General features: G+C 72.3%; 15 protein-coding genes. 9 read left to right on the top strand and 6 right to left on the bottom strand.

Going from position 1 to position 19,701, the window contains the following annotated elements; translation table 11 throughout:
- Window positions 1-4 precede the first annotated feature (4 nt).
- Both fsxC and fxsT read left to right on the top strand, forming a co-directional pair.
- Window positions 5-1,339 (top strand): FxsC protein, encoded by a 1,335-nt coding sequence (fsxC, locus tag IF19_RS0117355; protein WP_158706244.1) that lies wholly within the window; start codon window positions 5-7, stop codon window positions 1,337-1,339.
- A complete protein-coding gene (gene fxsT / locus IF19_RS0117350) occupies window positions 1,336-5,271 on the top strand; it encodes an FxSxx-COOH system tetratricopeptide repeat protein (RefSeq protein WP_030276377.1) in 3,936 nt (1,311 codons plus the stop codon). The genes fsxC and fxsT overlap by 4 nt, the downstream gene beginning before the upstream one ends.
- 130 nt (window positions 5,272-5,401) lie before the next feature.
- Here the strand turns inward: fxsT and IF19_RS0117345 are convergent, their stop codons facing one another.
- The 3 genes from IF19_RS0117345 to IF19_RS0117335 all read right to left on the bottom strand — a co-directional run bounded on the left by IF19_RS0117345 (window position 5,402) and on the right by IF19_RS0117335 (window position 8,359).
- Entirely contained in the window at window positions 5,402-6,289 is an 888-nt protein-coding gene (locus IF19_RS0117345) for an alpha/beta fold hydrolase (RefSeq protein WP_030114242.1), read from the bottom strand.
- 265 nt (window positions 6,290-6,554) lie between these two features.
- Complete coding sequence (locus IF19_RS0117340; RefSeq protein WP_030114241.1) at window positions 6,555-7,160, bottom strand: response regulator transcription factor; 606 nt, start codon at window positions 7,158-7,160, stop codon at window positions 6,555-6,557.
- The gene (locus IF19_RS0117335) at window positions 7,157-8,359 is read right to left on the bottom strand and encodes a sensor histidine kinase (protein WP_030114240.1); all 1,203 of its coding nucleotides are present in this window, start codon (window positions 8,357-8,359) and stop codon (window positions 7,157-7,159) included. Before IF19_RS0117335 ends, IF19_RS0117340 begins: the two co-directional genes overlap by 4 nt.
- A 78-nt stretch (window positions 8,360-8,437) precedes the next feature.
- Here IF19_RS0117335 and IF19_RS0117330 point away from each other — a divergent pair, with 78 nt between their 5' ends.
- The 3 genes from IF19_RS0117330 to IF19_RS0117320 all read left to right on the top strand — a co-directional run bounded on the left by IF19_RS0117330 (window position 8,438) and on the right by IF19_RS0117320 (window position 11,938).
- Complete coding sequence (locus IF19_RS0117330) at window positions 8,438-8,917, top strand: hypothetical protein (RefSeq protein WP_030114239.1); 480 nt, start codon at window positions 8,438-8,440, stop codon at window positions 8,915-8,917.
- Window positions 8,918-8,973: 56 nt separating this feature from the next.
- Window positions 8,974-10,440 (top strand): alpha/beta hydrolase, encoded by a 1,467-nt coding sequence (locus IF19_RS0117325; protein WP_030114238.1) that lies wholly within the window; start codon window positions 8,974-8,976, stop codon window positions 10,438-10,440.
- Window positions 10,441-10,852: 412 nt separating this feature from the next.
- Entirely contained in the window at window positions 10,853-11,938 is a 1,086-nt protein-coding gene (locus IF19_RS0117320) for a S1 family peptidase (RefSeq protein WP_032747544.1), read from the top strand.
- Window positions 11,939-12,014: 76 nt separating this feature from the next.
- On the opposite strand, the gene IF19_RS0117315 is transcribed toward IF19_RS0117320, so the two are convergent.
- Window positions 12,015-13,091, bottom strand: a complete 1,077-nt coding sequence (locus tag IF19_RS0117315) for a membrane protein (protein ID WP_030114236.1) — start codon at window positions 13,089-13,091, stop codon at window positions 12,015-12,017.
- 344 nt (window positions 13,092-13,435) lie between these two features.
- Between IF19_RS0117315 and IF19_RS0117310 the strand changes: the two genes are divergently transcribed.
- Entirely contained in the window at window positions 13,436-14,326 is an 891-nt protein-coding gene (locus IF19_RS0117310; protein ID WP_030114235.1) for an esterase/lipase family protein, read from the top strand.
- Window positions 14,327-14,455: 129 nt separating this feature from the next.
- Here the strand turns inward: IF19_RS0117310 and IF19_RS0117305 are convergent, their stop codons facing one another.
- Both IF19_RS0117305 and IF19_RS0117300 read right to left on the bottom strand, forming a co-directional pair.
- On the bottom strand, window positions 14,456-15,475 hold the full coding sequence (locus IF19_RS0117305) for a lytic polysaccharide monooxygenase auxiliary activity family 9 protein (protein WP_030114234.1): 1,020 nt from the start codon (window positions 15,473-15,475) through the stop codon (window positions 14,456-14,458).
- A gap of 196 nt (window positions 15,476-15,671) precedes the next feature.
- Window positions 15,672-16,358, bottom strand: a complete 687-nt coding sequence (locus IF19_RS0117300; protein ID WP_030114233.1) for a response regulator — start codon at window positions 16,356-16,358, stop codon at window positions 15,672-15,674.
- 115 nt (window positions 16,359-16,473) lie between these two features.
- On the opposite strand from IF19_RS0117300, the gene IF19_RS0117295 reads away from it, so the two are divergent.
- The 3 genes from IF19_RS0117295 to IF19_RS0117285 are packed head-to-tail and all read left to right on the top strand — an operon-like array spanning window position 16,474 to window position 19,700.
- Window positions 16,474-17,457: a Bug family tripartite tricarboxylate transporter substrate binding protein gene (locus IF19_RS0117295; RefSeq protein ID WP_030114232.1), complete on the top strand. Its 984-nt coding sequence runs from the start codon at window positions 16,474-16,476 to the stop codon at window positions 17,455-17,457.
- Window positions 17,454-18,167, top strand: coding sequence for a tripartite tricarboxylate transporter TctB family protein (locus IF19_RS1000000137050; protein ID WP_030114231.1), 714 nt, complete (start codon window positions 17,454-17,456; stop codon window positions 18,165-18,167). Before IF19_RS0117295 ends, IF19_RS1000000137050 begins: the two co-directional genes overlap by 4 nt.
- A 3-nt stretch (window positions 18,168-18,170) precedes the next feature.
- Window positions 18,171-19,700 carry a tripartite tricarboxylate transporter permease gene (locus IF19_RS0117285; RefSeq protein WP_030114230.1) on the top strand — a complete coding sequence of 510 codons (1,530 nt, stop codon included), beginning with the start codon at window positions 18,171-18,173 and terminating at the stop codon, window positions 19,698-19,700.
- Window position 19,701 lies beyond the last annotated feature (1 nt).

The raw sequence follows: 19,701 nt of genomic DNA, 5'->3' as shown, positions 1-19,701 counted from the left end.
GCGAGTGCTCACACAGGACGGGGGTCGTGTGCACGCATCGACGCACCAGCGAGCGGTGGGCCATCGGCCGTATTTCTTTCTGAGCTACGCCCACACGCCGGGATACGGCGCCGGCACGGACCCCGACATGTGGGTCGAACGGCTCTACCAGGACCTCTGCGGCCACGTGATGGCCATGACCGACTTACCCGCCGGGGCGCGCGCCGGGTTCATGGACCGGGAGATACGCTCCGGCGAGGGCTGGTCGGAACGGCTCGGTGACGTCCTCGCCACCTGCCGGGTCTTCGTCCCCCTGTTCTCGCCGCGCTACTTCGCCAGCGAGATGTGCGGCAAGGAGTGGTACGCCTTCGAGCAGCGGGCCATCCACCACCGGGCCCGCTCCAACGAACCGGCCGAGGCCATCGTCCCGGCGCTCTGGGTTCCGGTGCCGCCCAGCCAACTCCCCGGCCCCGCCGAACGGCTGCAGTTCAACCACCGGGACTTCGGGGAACGGTACGTCAGCGACGGGCTGTACGGCCTGATCAAGCTCAGACTCTTCGCCGAGGAGTACGAACGGGCCGTCTACGAACTGGCCAAACGCATCGTCAGCGTCGCCGACTCGGTCCGCATCGACACCGGCCGCCCCGTCGACTACCGCCTGGCCCCCAGCGCCTTCGGCTCCCCCGGCAGCGGAGTCGGCGCCCCCCGGCCGATGCGGATCACCATCGCGGCGCCCACCCGCCACGACCTGCCCGAGGGCCGCAACGGCGACCACTACGGGGACCACCCCCAGGACTGGAACCCCTACCACCCCGCCTCCGCCCGCCCCCTGGCCTACGTCACCGGGGAACTGGTCCGCTCGCTCAACTACCAAGCGGTGATCACCTCGTTCGACGAGGACCGGCACGACGCCAAGGCCGCCCCCAGCACCCCCGAAATCCTCATCGTCGACCGCTGGGCCCTGCGCGACGAGGACCACTGCCGCAGACTCGCCGCGTTCGACGCGGAGAACCGCCCCTGGGTGACCCTGGTCGTGCCGTGGAACCGCGACGACCACCAGAGCAGGGCGGCCGAGGCCGAACTGTCCCAGCGGCTCGAAGCCACCATGCCGGTCAAGATGGGCCAGGGCCGGGCCCTGTGCCGCGCCGCGGCCAAAGGAGTGCCCACGATGGAGGCGTACGTCCAACTCCTGCCCCAGGTGGTGGAGGTGGCCGCCCAGCAGTACCTCAAACACGCGAAGGCGTACCCGCCGGGGCCCGGCGGCGGATCCGGCGAACGGACCCGGCTCACCGGACCCATGGGCGCCACCAGCTACACACCCGACCCGCACGACCCTGCGACGGAAGCGGAGGACCTATGAGTGCCGGTCGTGACGGGCGCATCGTCACCTTCTACTCGTACAAGGGCGGCACCGGGCGCACCATGGCCCTCGCCAACACCGCCTGGATCCTCGCGGCCAACGGCAAACGCGTGCTGGCCGTCGACTGGGACCTGGAGGCCCCCGGACTGCACCGGTTCTTCCACCCCTTCCTCGACCCCGCCACCCTCGGCGCCACCACCGGCGTGATCGACCTGATCACCGAGTACGCCTGGGCCGCCACCAGCCCCGTGCAGCGCCCCGACGACTGGCACCGCGACTACGCCCGCATCCAGCCGCACGCCGTGTCGCTGACCCCGGAGTCGCTGGGCTGGGAGTTCCCCCGGGGCGGCACGCTCGACTTCGTCTCCGCCGGGCGGCAGAACCGCGAGTACAGCGCCACCGTCTCCACCTTCGACTGGGACAACTTCTACGACCGGTTCGGCGGCGGCCACTTCTTCGACGCGCTGCGCGACGACATGAAGGCCCACTACGACTACGTCCTCATCGACAGCCGCACCGGCCTCAGCGACATCGCCGACATCTGCACCGTCCACCTCCCGGACGTGCTCGTCGACTGCTTCACCCTCAGCGACCAGTCCATCGACGGCGCGGCCTCCGTCGCCCGCCAGATCGCCGAGCGCAACACCGGCCGCCCCATCTCCGTCTACCCCGTGCCGATGCGCATCGACGAGGGCGAGAAGGAGAAGGCGGACGCCGGACGGGCGCTCGCCCGGCTCAAGTTCGACCGGCTGCCGCGCAACCTGACCGGCGACGAACTCACCGCCTACTGGGGCGCGGTGGAGATCCCCTACCGCCCCTACTACGCCTACGAGGAGACGCTCGCCACCTTCGGCGACGAGGCCGGGCTCACCAACTCCCTGCTCTCCGCCTTCGAACGGCTCACCGCGGTCGTCACCGACCGTGAGGTCACCTCGATGCCCCCGGTCGGCGAGGAGGTTCGGCTGCGCATCCGCGACGCCTTCACCCGGCGCAGGCCCGCCCTGCCCGCCGATCTCCACCTCAGCTACGTGGCGGAGAACCGGATGTGGGCCGACTGGCTGGAGTCCGTCCTCACCCGGGCCGGCTTCCGGGTCGTCGCGCGCGACGTCACCGCCGACCGCCCCCCGGAGGAGCGGCCCGAGCCCGCGCCGGAGAACGCCGCACGGACCGTGGTGCTGCTCTCCAGCGCCTACCTGAAGTCCCAGCGGGCCGTCGAACTGTGGCAGCGGACCGCCGCCGAGGCCGTGGGCGGCGGCCACCGCCGGCTGGTCCCGCTGCGCGTCGGGGACGTACGCCTGTCCTCCCCGTACATCGACCGCAACCCGGTCGACCTCTTCCGGCTGGACGAGGTGCACGCCACCACCGCCGTGATGCGGGCCCTGGACCGGCCGGTGCAGATCACCGACGGCGTCCCGCCCGGCCCCCGCTTCCCCGGCACCGTTCCGAAGATCTGGAACGCCCCGCCCCGCAACCCCGGCTTCACCGGGCGCTCGCTCGTCCTGGAGCGGATGCGCGACCAGCTCGGCGGCGGCCTGGCCGTCGTCCTGCCGCAGCCGCAGACCCTGTACGGACTCGGCGGCGTCGGCAAGACCCAGGTGGCCCTGGAGTACGTGCACCGCTTCATGGCCGACTACGACCTGGTGTGGTGGATATCGTCCGAACAGCCCGACGACGTGGTCGCCTCGCTCGCCGAACTCGCCGCCCGGCTCGGGGCCCAGGGCGGGGACGACATGGCCGCCGCCTCCAAGGAGGCCGTCGACCTGCTGCGGCGCGGCGTGCCCACGGACCGCTGGCTGCTGGTCTTCGACAACGCGGACGACCCCGAGCGGCTGCGCCGCTACTTCCCGCAGGGAGGCTCCGGCCACATCCTGGTCACCTCGCGCAACCAGAGCTGGTCCCAGCACGGGGACGCCCTGCCCGTGGACGTATTCCTCCGCGAGGAGTCGGTCGAGCACCTCCAGCGCCGCGCCCCGGGGCTCAGCGACGAGGACGCCGACCAGGTGGCGACCGCGGTGGGCGACCTGCCGCTCGCCGTGGAGCAGGCGGCCGCCTGGATCGCGGAGACCGCCACCCCCATCGGCGCCTACCTCGAACAGCTCGCCCGCCAGGCGCCCCAGGTCCTCGCGCTCAACCAGCCCGCCGGGTACCCGCAACCGGTCGCGGCGACCTGGAACATCTCCATCGCCCGGCTCAAGGAACGCTCGCCCGCCGCCGTCCGGCTGCTCCAGCTCTGCGCCTTCTTCGCGCCCGAGCCGATCTCCGCCAACCTCCTCTACAGCAAGGAGATGATCGACGCGCTCAAGCCGTACGACTCCTCGCTCCAGGAGAAGCTGGTGCTGGGCCGGGTCATCCGGGAGATCGGCCGCTTCGCCCTGGCCAAGGTCGACCAGGTCTCCAACTCCGTCCAGGTGCACCGCCTCGTCCAGGCCGTGATCAAGGCGCAGCTCAGCGAGGAGGAGCAGCGCGAGGCCCGGCACGTCGTCCACCGCATCCTGGCCGGCGCCCGTCCCGACGACGACGAACCGATAGACAACCCGGAGACCTGGCCGCGCTTCGCGACGATCTGGCCGCACCTCGGCCCCTCCGACGCCCGCAACTGCAAGGAGCCGGAGACCCGCAGGCTCCTGATCGACCGCGTCCGCTACCTCTGGAAGCGCGGCGACACCAGGACCGCGTGGGCGCTGGGCGAGGAGCTGCGCGAGATCTGGCGCGAGGAGCTGGGCGAGCGCGACCTCCAGTACCTGTACCTCTGCTTCCACCTCTCCAACATCCTGCGCACCCGCGGCCGTTACGTGGAGGCGAGGGAGCTGGACGAGTTCACGCTGGAACGCCAGCGGGAGGTGCTGGGGCCCGAGCATCCGCACACGTACATGACCACCAGCAGCCTGGCCATCGACCTCGGTCTGCTCGGGGAGTACGACCGGGCCATCGAGATGGCGACCGAGGCCCACGAGGGGTTCGGGCAGATCTTCCACGACTCGCATCCGCGGACCCTGGCGGCCGCCAACAACCTGGCGCTGAACCTGCGCAACGTCGGCCAGTACGCCCGCGCCCGGGAGATCGACCAGGACGTCTACGATCTGCGCAGCCAGGTGCTCGGCCCGGAGCACCCCTACAGCCTCTCCTCCGCCATGAACCTGGCGCGCGACCTGCGGGAGGTCGGCCGGTACGAGGACTCGGTGGTGCTGCTCACCACGGCGTACGACAGTTTCAAGCAGACGATGGGCCGCACCTTCCCCGCGACGCTCAGCGCCGCGAAGAGCCTCGCGGTGTCGCTGCGCCGGGCGGGGCGGCTGGAGGACGCGCGCCGGCTCACGGTGGCGACCCGCGCCCGCTACCGGGCGAAGTACACCACGGCCAACCCCGAGTCGCTGGCCTGCGATCTCAACCTGGCGGCCGACCAGTTCGCGGCGGGCGAGAGCGCCGAGGCGCGGGACACGGCGCAGGAGGTCGTGGACCAGTACATGAAGGTGCCGGGGGAGAAGCACCCGTACACGCTGGCGGCGCAGAACAACCTCGGCGTCTATCTGACGGGGGCCGGGGAGCCGGAGGCGGCGGAGCGGGTGCTGAAACTGGTCGTCGCCTCGATGCGGGAGGCGTTCGGCCGGGAGCACCCCAACACGCTGTTCTGCGTCATGAACCTGGCCAGCGCGACGGCCGACCGGGGCGAGCTGGACATCGTGCTGGAGACCGAGCGGCGACTGGCCGTGCAACTGCGCGGGGCGCTCGGGGCACACCACCCCGAGACGCTGGCGATGACCTCGAACATGGCGGTCACGCTGGACTCCATGGGCCGGGAGGACGAGGCGGAGCAGCTGCGGTCGGAGCTGGTCGTCGAGCTGGTGCGCCAGCTCGGTGACGACCATCCGCTGGTCCGGATCGCCCGGACCGAGGAGCGCTTCCGCCGGGAGCTGGAGCCCATGGCGGTGTGAGGCGCGGCCGGCGCCGGGAGCCCCGTCCTCCCGGCGCGGCGGGCTCGCTCCTGTCCTGGGCGGTCCCGGGGGCGCGCGTTCGGCCGGGCTGCCGGCCGGGCGGCGCCGGTCCGTCCGCCGCGCACCGGGGTCAGCCCGCGTCCAGGTGCTCCCGGTCGTCCAGCAGCCAGTCAAGGACCCGGGGGAGTACGGACAGGGCGTCGAAGTGCGCCGCCGCCGGCTCCAGTACGGCGGTGGCGCCCGGGATCTGCCCGGCCAGCCAGCGCGAATGGCCCACGGGGGTGAAGACGTCCTTCTCCCCGTGCCAGAGCATCACCCGGCCGCTGATCCCGGCCGGATCGAACCCCCAGGGACGGCAGAAGGCGATGGCGTCGTCGATCCAGCCGTGCGCCGACGTCCGCAGCCCCTCGCTGTAGTTGCGCAGGAGCATGGACCGGATGCCCACATCGTTGACCACCACCCGGTCGGAGTCGGTCAGTTCCCGGCGCAGATCGTCCAGGAGTCGCACCGGGTTCTGCCGGATCTGGTCGGAGCGGAGGGTGAAGGTCTCCGCGAACCCGTCCGGGTCGGCGGCGGCGGTGGAGTACGCGTCCACGTTGGAGACGGCCATGCCCTCGAACCAGTCGAGCCCTGCCGCGTCCCGAGGGGCGAGGCCGACCAGCGCCGCGGTACGGGTGACCCGTTCGGGCAGCAGGGCCGCGCAGGCCAGTGCGTGCGGGGCGCCGCCGGAGCGGCCCACGACGGCGAAGCGCGCGAGGCCGAGGGAGTCGGCGATGGCCCGGACGTCCTCGGCGACGTCGCGGACCCGGCGGCCCGCGTGCCGGTCGCTGCCGCCGTAGCCCGGGCGGTCGTAGGTGATCAGCTGGGTGTGGCGTTGATACAGGACCATGGAGCGGGGAGCGGGGCCGAGTCTGCTGCCCGGCGTGCCGTGGAGCAGGAAGACCGGTCTTCCCCGCGGATCCCCCCGGCGCTCCACCACCAGATGCCGCCCGTCCGTCGCGAGCACCCGACTGCGCACCCGTGCCTCCTCCGCTCGGTCACCCGGCCGGCCCGGGCACGGTGTGCCCGGCGTGTGCCGCCGTTTCGATGATGACCCATCAGGGGCGTTACGGGGACTGCCGGACCGCGACGAACTGTGAAGGTCCCGGGAGGCTCCGGCGGACGTCCTCCCCGACAGCCGGGCGGTTCACCACGCCGTCCGGGCCGGAAGAGCGCATACCGGACAGGACGGGTGACGCGGGCCGGAGATCCGCCGCCCACCGCCGGCGAATCCCCGCCCCGGGTCACAGCCAGCCGTTGGTTTCCGCGATCCGGGCCGCCTCGGCCCGGGTGCGGGCCTGCGTCTTGCCGATCGCCGACGACAGGTGGTTGCGGACGGTGCCCCGGGACAGCCGGAGCACTTCGGCGATGTCGGCCACGGTGCCGCCCTCGGCGGTGGCGCGCAGCACGTCGGCCTCGCGTCCGGTCAGCGGGCTGGCACCGCCGGCCAGGGCCTCCGCGGCGAGGGCCGGATCCACGAAGCGCAGGCCGGCGTGGACGCGGCGGATCGCGTCGACCAGCTGTTCGGGCGGAGAGTCCTTCACGACGTATCCGGCGGCGCCCGCGGACAGCGCCCGCGAGAGGTAGCCGGGCCTGCTGAAAGCAGTGCAGATGATGGAGCGGCAGCGGGGCAGGGCCCGCTGGAGATCGGCGGCGACGCTCAGGCCGTCCCGGCCGGGCATCTGCACGTCGAGCAGCGCGATGTCGGGCGCGGTCCGTCGCGCGGCGTCCAGCACCTCGGTGCCGGCGCCGACTTCGGCGACCACGTCGAGGTCGGCCTCGAGCCGGAGCATGGCCGCGAGAGCGCCGCGTACGAGTGCCTGGTCGTCAGCCAGCAGGACGCGGATCACGTCGGGTCGGCTTCGTGGTGGGCTGCGGAGCGGACCGCGGGGGCCGGTCCACGGGCGAGGACGCGAAACCCCCCGCCGGGGGCGGGCCCGTGTTCGAGGGTGCCCGACACGGCGGCCAGCCGTTCGGTGAGACCGGTCAGCCCGTTCCCGGCGCACGCCCCGCCGCGGGTACTGCCGTTGTCGGTGACCTCGACCCAGTCGGGCCCGACGCGGACAGTGCACAGTTCGGCGTCGGAGTGACGCAGCACGTTCGTGACCGCCTCCCGCACGACGTAACCGAACACCTCGCCCAGTGCGGGGTGCACGGCGTCGGTCGCGGCGGGCAGTTCGGCCCGTACTCCGGCGGCACGCAGCGCCAGACGGGCGCCGGCCAGCTCGTTGTCCAGCGACAGGGTGCGGTAGTCCGAGATGGTGGCCCGTACGTCGGACAACGCGGTGCGCGCCATGGTCTCCAGCTCCGTGACGTGACCGACGGCGAGGGCCACGTTCCCGGAGGACTCCAGGATGCGCCGGGTCAGACCCAGTTTGACGGTCATCGTGGAGAGGGAGTGGCCGAGGACGTCGTGCATGTCCCGGGCGACCCGCTCCCGCTCCTGGTCCACGGCCAGCCTTCTGACCTGCTCCCGTGCGGCCCGCAGATGACCGATCGTGAAGTTGAGCGCGAAAACGGTGCCGAGCGCCGCGGTCACGCCGACGAGGACGGCCACCTGTGCCCAGGCCACCTCGCCCCGGGCGAGACGCATCCAGACGACCTGCCCCAGCACCGTGCCGAGACCGAGCAGCAGAGCACGGCGCAGCGGCAGCAGCATGAGCCCGACCGACAGGGCGAAGGTCAGGTCGGTCAGGTAGGACGGCGAGGCGAGGAGCACCGCCGGCGCCGCCCCGAGCAGGAACACCGCGGCCACGATGACGACGCGCTCCCGGCGCAGCGCCGTCGGCCCGTACCACGAGGCCAGGACACAGCCGATGCCGTAGCAGGCGAGCAGGCCGATCACGAGCGAGGTGAGCGGGCCGGAGCCGGTGTGGTGTGCGATGCCCACGGCCCGTGCGGTCAGGGCGAGGGAGGCCGATGCCATGGCCGCGGCGACGGCGACGCGGCCCCGGCCGGAGGAACCGCCCGACGGGGCCTTCCAGAAACTCCAGTCCGGCCACTGGCCGACGGAGAACTCGTCCTGTCCGCGTGCCCTCACGTTGGTCATCGTATGCGGGGCCGGCTGCCCGGTCATGCATGACAGATGGCATGGGGCCGGCGGGCGGGCCGGTGGTGGGGTGAGGTCATGTTGCACGCGAAGAGGAACGATCCGCCGAGCCAGCAGTACGAGATCACCGAGGACGGCCGGGCGCTGACGGCGTTCTCGCTGCGCAGAGGCCGCGTCGGCGCGCGCTTCACCCTGCACGGGGTCGACTACCTCGTCCGCACGCACCGTTTCAGCGGTTCCTACGAACTGCTCGGCGCCGACGGGACCGCCGTCGCGACCACGGACCGGGTACGCCGAAGCTGGCACATGACGTGCTCCGGGCGGGTCATCCCGTTCTCCCGGACCGCGGCGGCGGACCGGGAGCACACCATGCTCGACGACGGTGGTGAGCGCGTCGGCGCCATTCGCCTCACCGGACATCTCCGCTCCGAGGCGACCGCCGACCTGCCGGGTCTGGATTCCGGGCTCCAGGTCTTCGCGCTGGTCGTCGTGCTGCTGCGCAGGCGGCGCAAGCGCGCGGCGGCGGCTGTCCGGGGGGCCTCCCTCTCGGGTGGCTGACGCCGGACCGGAGCGTGACCACACCCACTGTTGCGGTAGAGCGAGGGGAAACGACCATGCGCAGGACCTGGCCGGCGGTGCTCGCCATCATGATGACCGCGGCGGCGGTGACCTCGTGCACATCGCGGACGACCGCGGCGGACACGCCGTCCCGGCCGTCGCTGCGGTGGGGCGAGTGCCCCGGCCCGGCGGAGGCGGCGCTGGAGTGCGCGAGGCTCGCGGTACCGCTCGACTACCGCCACCCCCACGGGCGGACGATCGACGTCGAGGTCTCCCGTCTGCCGAGCGGGAAGCCGGCCGAGAAACGCGGCGTGCTCCTGCTCAACCCCGGGGGCCCCGGTCTGCCCGGGCTCCGCGTCCCCGTCCTGATGAAACTGCCCGAGAAGGTGCGCGACCGCTATGACGTGATCGGGTTCGACCCGCGCGGCGTCGGCCACAGCACCCCTGTGAGCTGCGGCTTCACCCGTGCCCAGGGTGAGACCGCGGCCAATCCGCCTACGCCGGGCAGCGCGGCCGACGTGTCGAGGCAGGCCGCCTCCGCGAAGAGCCTTGCGGCACAGTGCACGACGGCGGGGACCGCGAACCTGCTGCCGCACATCACCACCGCGAACACCGCCCGGGACATGGACCGGATCCGAACTGCCCTGGGCGTGCCGAGGATCTCGTACTACGGCGAGTCCTACGGCACCTACCTCGGCGCCGTCTACACCACTCTCTTCCCCGGCCGCGGCGACCGCATCGTGCTCGACAGCAGCCTGCCGCCCGAGGGTTACGACGTCGAAGCCCTGCGCGGACAGGGCGCCGGCTTCGAGACGCGCTTCCCCGACTTCGCCCGGTTCGCCGCCGCCTCGGAGCGGCGGTACCACCTGGGCGGCACCCCGGCCGCTGTGCGCGAGAAGTACTTCCGGCTCGCCGCGCGCCTCGACGACAAGCCCGTGCGGGGATACGACGGCACGACGTTCCGCGTCGTCACCGCGGCGATGATCCGCGCGGACAGCGACCTCGCCGGCCTCGCCGCCGTCTGGCACGCCCTGGACACGAACCAGCCGCCGCCGGGGTCCGCCGCCCCCGGTGGGGGCGCGTACAGCGACAACTACCCCGCCGCCTACCTCGGGGTGATCTGCGGCGACTCCCGCTGGCCGACGGACCTCGCGACCTATCGGCACAACGTCTCGGTCGACCGCGTGCGCCATCCCATGTACGGCGCGTTCACCGCCAACATCCGGCCGTGCGCCTTCTGGCCCGCCCCCGCGGAGCCGAAAGTGAGGATCACCGACTGCGGGCCCTCCGACGTGCTCATGGTGCACAACCTCCGCGATCCGGCGACCCCGCTGTCCGGGGCGCTCCGCACCCGCAGGGCCCTCGGTGAACGAGCCCGGATGGTCACCATCGACCAGGGCGGCCACGTCGCCTACCTGTCAGGCGCGAACGCCTGCGGAAACGACGCCGTGAACGACTTCCTGGTCACCGGGAAGCGCCCTTCACACGACACGTACTGCCCCGCCGCACACCCGGTGCGATGACGTTGAAGCACCGGTGCCCGGATGCGGGTTGCCGGCTCGGCGCGATCCGACGACAGGCCCTGGGCGCCCACCGTCCGCCGGTCCCACGTCGATCCTGGCCGGGGGCACCGCGGGATCGTCGTCGTGCAGCCACCGCATCCAGGCTGCACGAAGAGCGGTGAGGGTGATCCACAGGAAACGTCTCAGTCCTCACCCATGGCCCTCTCCCGTCGGTCCGGGTGTTCGCGAACGGGACCGACGTGGCGTGCCCCGCGGTAAGTGAACGCCTCGCGCGCGAACCGTTGGTGTCGTGTGCACGTCCAGAAGTCGGCCTTGTGCGCGATTCCGGGCCTCGGAATAGTGGGCGGCCCATCCCCTCCGTGTACGGACACCCCACATGTCCCGTCCACGGCCCCACAGGAGGAGGCCGAAGTTGAAGCACCGACGCATATCCAGGAAGCGCACGATGGTCGCCGGGTCGGCCGTCGCCGCCCTGGTCGCAGCGGGACTCACGTTCCAGACTGCGAACGCCAGTGACGACGTACCCCGGTCCGAGGCCAGGACGCTCAGCGCGGACGCGGCCGGAAAGCTCGCCGCCACCCTCGACGAGGAGTTGGGCGCGGACGCGGCCGGGACGTACTACGACACCGGCGCGAAGGCCCTCGTCGTCAACGTCGTGGACGAGGCCGCCGCCGAGCAGGTCCGCCAGGCGGGCGGCAAGGCCAGAATCGTGGAGAACTCCCTCGCCGAGCTGAAGTCGGCCCGGCAGACCCTCACCGACAGGGCGACCATCCCCGGCACCTCCTGGGCGGTCGACCCGGTGACCAACAAGGTGCGCGTCACCGCCGACAGCACGGTCGACGGCGCGGCCTGGAAGAAGCTCTCGGCGGTCGTCGACGGCCTCGGCGGCAAGGCCGAACTCGCCAGGTCCAAGGGTGAGTTCAAGCCGCTGATCGCGGGCGGCGACGCGATCTGGGGCTCCGGCTCCCGCTGCTCGCTCGGCTTCAACGTGGTCAAGGACGGCGAGCCGTACTTCCTCACCGCCGGCCACTGCACGGAGTCGGTCACCAGTTGGTCGGACACCCAGGGCGGCTCGGAGATCGGGGCGAACGAGGGCTCCAGCTTCCCGGAGAACGACTACGGCCTCGTCAAGTACACCTCGGACACCGCGCACCCGAGCGAGGTGAACCTGTACAACGGCTCCACGCAGGCGATCTCCCGGGCGGGCGACGCGACGGTCGGCCAGGCGGTCACCCGCAGCGGCTCGACCACCCAGGTGCACGACGGAGAGGTCACCGGGCTCGACGCCACGGTCAACTACGGCAACGGCGACATCGTCAACGGCCTGATCGAGACGACGGTCTGCGCCGAGCCGGGCGACAGCGGCGGCGCCCTCTTCGCGGGCGACACCGCGCTCGGTCTGACCTCGGGCGGCAGCGGCGACTGCTCCTCGGGCGGCACGACCTTCTTCCAGCCGGTACCGGAGGCGCTGGCCGCCTACGGGGCCGAGATCGGCTGACGTACCACCGCTCCACGGCATGACGGAAGGGCCCCCGGTTCGCCGGGGGCCCTTCGCGCGGATGTCGTCCGCGGGTTCAGACGGCGGTCGAACCGCCGCTCGGCGCGGGGCCGGCGTCCGCCCCGCCGCCGCTTCGCGCCGGGGCGTCCGCCGGATCCTCGGGGCTCCGCTTCCGCATCGACATCAGCATCGTCATCGCTGTGCCGACGACCGCCCAGGCGGAGAGCACCAGCAGGGGCCCGGTGACCGCGTTGCCCCGGAAGTAGGCGATCGAGCGGGCCGTCCAGGTGCCCGCGCCCGGGGGCAGGGCCGGTCCGATCGCCCGCCAGAAGTCCGGGAGCATCGGGAGCGGGAACGCGCCGCCCGCGCTCGGGTTGCCCGCGATGACGACGATCAGGACGGCCAGGCCGATGCCGACGATCCCGGTGAGGGCCTGCAGTGCGAGGGTGATCATGCCGACGGCGAAGACGACCAGCGCGCCCAGGCCGGACAGTCCCCAGAAGCTGCCGGGCAGGGCGCCGAGGATCGGGCCGACGACGATCGCGCCGCCGATGCCGCCCGCGATCGAGTACAGCGCCATGGTCCCGGTACGGATCAGCGCGCGCTGCCGGTTGGCGGGTTTGGCGCCGGCGCTGATCGCCAGGATCGAGGCGCAGAGGTAGCCGCCCACGCACCAGCCGATCACCAGGTAGAAGGACGAGAGGCCGTTGAAGTCCTCGGACGATGCGCCGGCCACGTCCACGGTCTCCACCGTGCGCTTCTCGGAGCCCTCCGCCTCGGTGATGATCCTCTCCAGGGCTCCGGACAGCGCGGTGCCGCCGCCGGAGGCGACGAGCAGGGTGTCGGTGCGTCCCTCGGGGGAGACGATGAGGGCTCCGTAGAGGTCGCGGTTCATGATCTGCTCGCGCGCCTCGTCCTCGCTGCCCACCTCGCGGGGGTCGAGCGGACCGCCGGGGAGGCCGTCGAGATCGCTGACGAGCTGCTGGGACATCTGCTGCGGGGCCACCACCCCGAAGGCGACATCCGTCGGTTTCGGCTTGTGCAGCGCTCCGATGTAGGACGCGATGAACAGGATCTGCAGGGCGAGCACTCCGATGACGAGCAGGGCGGCCCGTGGGGTGACGGCGTTCTTCACCTCGTCGACGAAAGTCATGTCCCCACCGTCCGGGCGGTACCGCCTCGGCGCAGGCGGGACGGGGCCGAACGGCGTAGCCCGTCGGCCGTGGCGCGCGGTCGCGCCGGGTGGGCCGGGCGACGACGGGTGCGCCAGGAGGGGGAGGGCCGCGTCAGGGCGGTCGCGCCGGGACGGCCGGGAGGAGAGGAGGGGCGGGGGAGCTTCCGCCGGCGGGGCCTTCGCCCTCCAGCACTTTTTACCGACGCGTAACTTCCCCCCGGACCTTACCCGTGCGTAATTTGGCATGAGCACTTAAAGCTTGTGGCCCGGGCCACAGGGCGCACCGCCATCGCACCTCCCTTGAGCCGCAAGGAGACCACACGATGCTGCCCTGGTTCCGTGCCGCGCGCGTTCCCCGCACGCGCGGACTGCTCGCCGCCCTGCTTCTCGCCCTCACCCTGCTCATCGCCCCGACGGCCACCGCGACCGCCGCCCCCGCCGCCGCGACGGCCACCTCGCGCGGCTGGAACGACTACGGCTGCAAGCCCTCCGCCGCGCACCCCCGCCCCGTCGTCCTGGTCCACGGGACGTTCGGGAACTCGATCGACAACTGGCTCGTCCTCGCCCCCTACCTGGTCAACCGGGGCTACTGCGTCTTCTCCCTCGACTACGGCCAGCTCCCGGGGGTGCCGTTCTTCCACGGGCTCGGCCCCATCGACAAGTCCGCCGAACAGCTCGACGCGTTCGTCGACAAGGTGCTCGACGCCACCGGAGCCCCGAAGGCGGACCTCGTCGGCCACTCCCAGGGCGGCATGATGCCGAACTACTACCTGAAGTTCCTCGGCGGCGCCGACAAGGTCAACGCGCTCGTCGGCATCGCCCCGGACAACCACGGCACCACGCTGCTCGGCCTCACCAAGCTGCTGCCGCACTTCCCCGGCGTCGAGAAGTTCATCACGGACAAGACCCCCGGGCTCGCCGACCAGGTCGCCGGTTCGCCCTTCATCACCAAGCTCACCGCGGGCGGCGACACCGTGCCCGGCGTCCGCTACACCGTCATCGCCACCAAGTACGACCAGGTCGTGACCCCGTACCGCACGCAGTACCTGGACGGGCCGAACGTACGCAACGTCCTGCTCCAGGACCTGTGCCCGCTCGACCTCTCCGAGCACGTGGCGATCGGCACCGTCGACCGCATCGCCTTCCACGAGGTGGCCAACGCCCTCGACCCGGCCCGGGCCACCCCGACCACCTGCGCCTCGGTCGTCGGCTGACCCCGGACACACCGGAGGGCCGGGGTCCGGCGTCCGACGGAGAGGACGCGGACCCCGGCCCGTCAGGTCCTGCCGCGCCCGACGTCCCGGAGGGACGCGGCAGGAGTCTGGGGGAGGGGAACTGCGGGGTCAGTTGCCGCGGCGGCCCGTGGCGGTGGCCCGACGGCGCTGCGAGGTGAACAGCGCGGCCGCGCCGGCGGCGAGCACCGCGGCGCCGCCGATGGCGAGGTAGGTGGTGCTGCTGGAGCCACCCGTCTCGGCCAGCACCTCTTCGCCGGCCGCCGGGTTCACCGCGGGGGTGTCGCCGCCGGTCGTGGCCTGGCCGGTGCCGCCCGACGCCTGGCCCTCGCCCGCCGGGGCGGCGGTCTTGACCTTCGCGCCGGTGTTCGCGTCGTCGTCGCCGTGGCCGTTGTGCTCGACCGACGACTTCGCGGCGCCCTTGGCGATCGCGTCGTCGGACGGCGCGGTAGGGGTCTTGGCGCTCTGCGCGTCGACGCCGCCCTCCTTCTTCGACTCGCCGCCGAACGTCACGTCGGAGCAGGCGTAGAACGCCTCGGGGGAGTCGGAGCGCTGCCAGATCGTGTAGACGAGGTGACGGCCGGAACGCTGGGGGATCGTGCCGTCGAAGACGTACGAACCGTTCGTGAGCGTCGGGTCGGCGGCGCGGGCGAACGGCTTCGACTCCAGGTCCGACCAGGCGAGCGGCTTCGACGCGTCGTAACCGGGCTTGGTCATGTAGAGCTCGAAGAAGCCCTTGTGCGGCGCCGTCGCACGGAACGTGAAGGTGTGCTTGCCCGCCGACATCTTGCTGGCGGGCCAGTCGGCGCGCGGCAGGTCGAGGCCCTTGAACTTGTCGTTGGCCGCGCTGCAGAGCTTGCCGTCCGGGATCAGGTCGCGGTGCTTGCCGACCGCGTTGGCGATGTTCACGCCGTTCCAGTCGTACAGCGCCTGGGTGCCGCCCGCGGCGACGGCGGCCTTGCACGCCGCCGACTGCGGGTTCTCCGGGCCCTCCGCGTAACAGGCGGACACCCGGCTCACCGGGTCGGTGAGCGAACCATGCGCGACGGCGGGGGCGGCGGTCAGCCCGGCCAGCGCGAGCGGTGCGATACCGAGGGTGAGGATTCCGGCGGCCTTGCGACGAGCGGTCATGGATGGATCTCCTTCTGAGCGTCCCGGCAGCGCCGTCGCTGTGGCGCTGCCGTGGAGGGCGGCGATCAGAAAGCTAGCCGCTCGGAAGGCCGAAAGTCCCTGCTGGGAGGGGGTGATGACGATAATTATGGTGCCTTTAAGGAGTGGTTAGGCATGGGCTCAGGTATCCCCGGCCGAGCCGCTCCCGTCGCGCCGCTCAGCCCGTCCAGCGGTAGCGGCGTTCCGGTCGGCCCGTGCCTCCGTAGCGCAGCGTCACCTCGGCGCGCCCCGTACCGGCGAACCACTCCAGGTAGCGGCGCGCGCTCACCCGGGACAGCGAACCCGCCTCGGCGCACTCGGAGGCGGACAGGCCCCCGGGGTGGTCGCGCAGGGTGCGCTCCACCAGGTCCGCCGTGGGTGCGGCCAGCCCCTTCGGCAGCTCGCGCGAGCCGGGCGGACGGGTTCCGAAGATCTGGTCGACGTCCTCCTGACGGGCCTCCCCGAGGCCGTCCAACCGGGCCCGGAGCGAGGCCACATGGCGCAACTGGTCCTGGAGGGCGGACCGGTGGAACGGCTTGATCAGGTAGTGCAGGGCGCCCGCCCGCAGCGCCGCCCGGATCACCCCCGCGTCCCGGGCGGCCGTGATGAACAGGGCGTCCGTGCTGGGGCGCGAGGTGTCTCGCTCCTGTGCCGAGCGCAACGCGCGCAGGACGTCGATCCCGTCCATGTCGGGCAGATAGATGTCCAGCAGCACCAGATCCGGGCGCAGCCGCTCGGCCGCCCGCAGGGCCTCGGCCCCGTTGTGCGCCACCCCGACGACGTCGAAGCCGTCCATCGTGGACACATAGCGGCTGTGCAGCTTCGCGACCATGAAGTCGTCGTCCACCACCAGCACTGTCGTCACGCCGCCACGCTAGGGCGCGACCTCAACGACCACAACGTCCGTTGATACCGGAAGAGAGACAGGTTCTTAACGCGCGGGCAACATGTGGGCCACTTCACAGTGAAAGGCGGAACCCGTGCGACTGCGCACCCCCCTCGCCCTGTTCGGGGCCGCGTTGCTGGTGGTGGTCGGACCACCCCTGCTCTCCACCGGTGACGGCTCCGGCACCGGCACCCAGATCCCCGGCCTCCGCTTCATGGTCCCCAACACCCCCGGCGGCGGCTACGACATCACCGCCCGCACCCTGGCCAAGAACGCCGAGGACGCCGGACTCACCCACAACATCGAGGTGTTCAACCTGCCGGGCGCCGGCGGAACGGTCGGCCTGACCCGGCTCGTCGGCGAACACGGCAACGGCAAGCTCGCCCTCTCCATGGGCCTCGGGGTCGTCGGAGCCGTCCACACCAACAAGGCCCCCAGCACCCTGGCCGACACCACCCCGATCGCCCGGCTCACCGAGGAGCCGGACATCGTGGTCGTCGCCAAGGACTCCCCGTACCGGACCGTCGCCGACCTGCTCGCGGCCTGGAAGAAGGACCCGGCCCGCGTCCCGGTCGGCGGCGGCTCCTCGCCCGGCGGCCCGGACCACCTCGCCCCGATGCTCATGGCGCGCGCCGCCGGGATCGCCCCGAAGACGGTCAACTACGTACCGTTCGACGGCGGCGGCGAACTCCTCGCCTCCATCCTCGGCAACAAGGTCGGCTTCGGGGTGTCGGGCCTCGGGGAGTACCGCGACCAGATCGAGGCGGGCGAACTGCGGCTGCTCGCGGTGACCGGACCGAAGCGGGTGCCGGGCCTGGACGCCCCCACCCTGCGCGAGGCCGGACTCGACACCGAGTTCACCAACTGGCGCGGCATCGTCGCCCCGCCGGGCCTCTCGGACACCGAACGCGACAAGCTCACCGGCCTCGTCCGCGAACTCCACGGCACGAAGGAGTGGAAGGAGTCGATGAGGAAGAACGGCTGGGACGACGCCCTCCTCGTCGGCGAACCCTTCGGCGACTTCCTCGACGAGCAGGACCGGCGCGTCGCCACCGTCCTCAAGGAGCTGGGACTGTGACCACCGACCCCACCGAGCCCACAAGGCCCACCGGGCCCGCTGAGGCCGCCGGACCCACCGGCCCTTCTGGCCCCACCGGACCCGCCGACGCCTCCCGACCCGCTGACCCCACAAGGCCCACCGCCCCTGCCGACCCCACTGGCCCCGCCGGCACCACAAGGCCCACCGCCCCCGCCCGCCCCGGCGACGCCGAAGCCGCACCCCGGCCGGGCGGCACCCGCTCCTGGCTCCGCGACCACTCCGAACTCGGCGTCTGCGTCCTGCTGTTCGCACTCGGCGTCCTCGTGCTCACCGACGCCTTCACCATGAGCGTCGACATCGCCCAGCGAGGCCCCGTCGGCCCCCGGACGGTCCCCTTCGTCATCGGCGGCCTGTTCCTCCTCATCGCCGTCCTGCTCGCGGCGGACGTCCTGCGCGGCGGGCGCGGCGAGGCGGAGGGCGGCGAGGACGTCGACCTGGACGCTCCCGCCGACTGGCGCACCGTCCTCCTGCTCACCGGGGTCTTCCTCGGGGCCGCCGTCCTGATCGGCCCGCTGGGCTTCCCGATCGCCGGGGCGCTGCTCTTCTGGGGCTCCGCCTACGCGCTCGGCAGCCGGCACCACGGCCGGGACCCGCTCATCGCGGCCGGCCTCTCCCTCTTCACCTACTTCGTCTTCGACAACCTGCTCGGTGTCCCCCTTCCGGGCGGCCCGCTGATGGGGGTGCTCTGACCGATGGATTCCCTCAACTCCCTCATCGACGGCTTCGGTACCGCGCTCACCCCGATGAACCTGCTCTGGGCCGCCATCGGCGTCCTCCTCGGCACGGCGATCGGCGTGCTCCCCGGGATCGGCCCGGCGATGGCCGTGGCGCTGCTGCTCCCCGTGACGTACGGACTCGACCCGACCGGCGCGTTCATCATGTTCGCCGGGATCTACTACGGCGCGATGTTCGGCGGCTCCACCACCTCGATCCTGCTCAACACCCCCGGCGAGAGCGCCGCCGTGGTCGCCGCGATCGAGGGCAACCCGATGGCCAAGGCCGGACGCGGGGCCCAGGCGCTCGCCGCCGCCGCGATCGGCCACTTCGCGGGCGGCATGATCGGCACGATCCTGCTGGTCGTCCTCGCCCCGACCGTCGCGTCCCTCGCCATCGGCATCGGCGCACCCGACTACTTCGCCATCATGGTGCTGGCCTTCATCGCCGTCACCTCCGTCCTCGGCGCCTCCCGCATCCGGGGCGTCGCCTCGCTCCTCATCGGCCTCACCATCGGCCTCGTGGGGCTCGACCAGATGACCGGTCAGCAGCGCCTGACCTTCGGCTCGCTCCACCTGGCCGACGGCGTCGACGTGGTCATCGTCGCGGTCGGACTGTTCGCGATCGGCGAGGCCCTCTGGGTCGCCGCCCACCTGCGCCGCTCCTCCGGCGAACCGATCCCCGTCGGCCGCCCCTGGCTCGGCCGGGCCGACCTCCGCCGCACCTGGAAGCCCTGGCTGCGCGGACCCGTCATCGGCTTCCCGTTCGGCGCGATCCCGGCGGGCGGCGCGGAGATCCCCACCTTCCTCAGCTACGTCGCCGAGAAGCGGCTCTCCCGCCACCGCGACCAGTTCGGCAAGGGGGCCATCGAGGGCGTCGCCGGACCGGAGGCCGCCGCCTCCGCCTCCGCCGCCGGGACCCTCGTCTCGATGCTCACCCTCGGACTGCCCACCACCGCCGTCGCCGCCGTGATGCTGGCCGCCTTCCAGCAGTACGGCATCCAGCCCGGCCCCCTGCTGTTCGAACGCGAACCGGAGCTGGTCTGGGGCCTCATCGCCTCGCTCTTCGTCGGCATGGTGCTGCTGCTCGCGCTCAACCTGCCGCTGGCCCCGGTCTGGGCGAAGCTCCTGCGCATCCCGCGCCCCTACCTGTACGCGGGCATCCTCTTCTTCGCCGCCGTCGGCGCGTACGCGGTCGGCGGGGAGTCCCTCGACCTGGTGATCCTCCTGGTCATCGGCCTCATCGGGTTCGGCATGCGGCGCTACGGGCTGCCGGTGCTGCCCGCCGTCATCGGGGTGATCCTCGGCCCGGCCGCCGAACAGCAGCTGCGCCGCGCGCTCCAGATCAGCGACGGCAGCGTCTCGGGGCTGGTCGACACCCCGTTCTCCGTCACGGTGTACGCGATCGTGGCGCTGATCGTCGCCTGGCCGCTGATCGCCCGGCTGGTCGGGCGCCGGCGCGGCGACCGGAACGGGACGGAGGACACCCGCACTGTCGGTGGCGGCTGAG

Origin of the sequence: Streptomyces californicus, assembly GCF_000717645.1 — a bacterium.
Classification (GTDB): domain Bacteria; phylum Actinomycetota; class Actinomycetes; order Streptomycetales; family Streptomycetaceae; genus Streptomyces; species Streptomyces californicus.
Note: the sequence above shows the minus strand (reverse complement) of the source record. Positions and strands in the feature narration are given on the sequence as shown.

Coding starts and splice junctions, on each gene's coding strand:
- fxsT (WP_030276377.1), top strand. CDS start 1,336: ATGAGTGCCGGTCGTGACGGGCGCATCGTCACCTTCTACTCGTACAAG.
- IF19_RS0117315 (WP_030114236.1), bottom strand. CDS start 13,091: ATGACTTTCGTCGACGAGGTGAAGAACGCCGTCACCCCACGGGCCGCC.
- IF19_RS0117285 (WP_030114230.1), top strand. CDS start 18,171: ATGGATTCCCTCAACTCCCTCATCGACGGCTTCGGTACCGCGCTCACC.
- IF19_RS0117305 (WP_030114234.1), bottom strand. CDS start 15,475: ATGACCGCTCGTCGCAAGGCCGCCGGAATCCTCACCCTCGGTATCGCA.
- IF19_RS0117325 (WP_030114238.1), top strand. CDS start 8,974: ATGCGCAGGACCTGGCCGGCGGTGCTCGCCATCATGATGACCGCGGCG.
- IF19_RS0117335 (WP_030114240.1), bottom strand. CDS start 8,359: ATGACCAACGTGAGGGCACGCGGACAGGACGAGTTCTCCGTCGGCCAG.
- IF19_RS0117330 (WP_030114239.1), top strand. CDS start 8,438: ATGTTGCACGCGAAGAGGAACGATCCGCCGAGCCAGCAGTACGAGATC.
- IF19_RS0117310 (WP_030114235.1), top strand. CDS start 13,436: ATGCTGCCCTGGTTCCGTGCCGCGCGCGTTCCCCGCACGCGCGGACTG.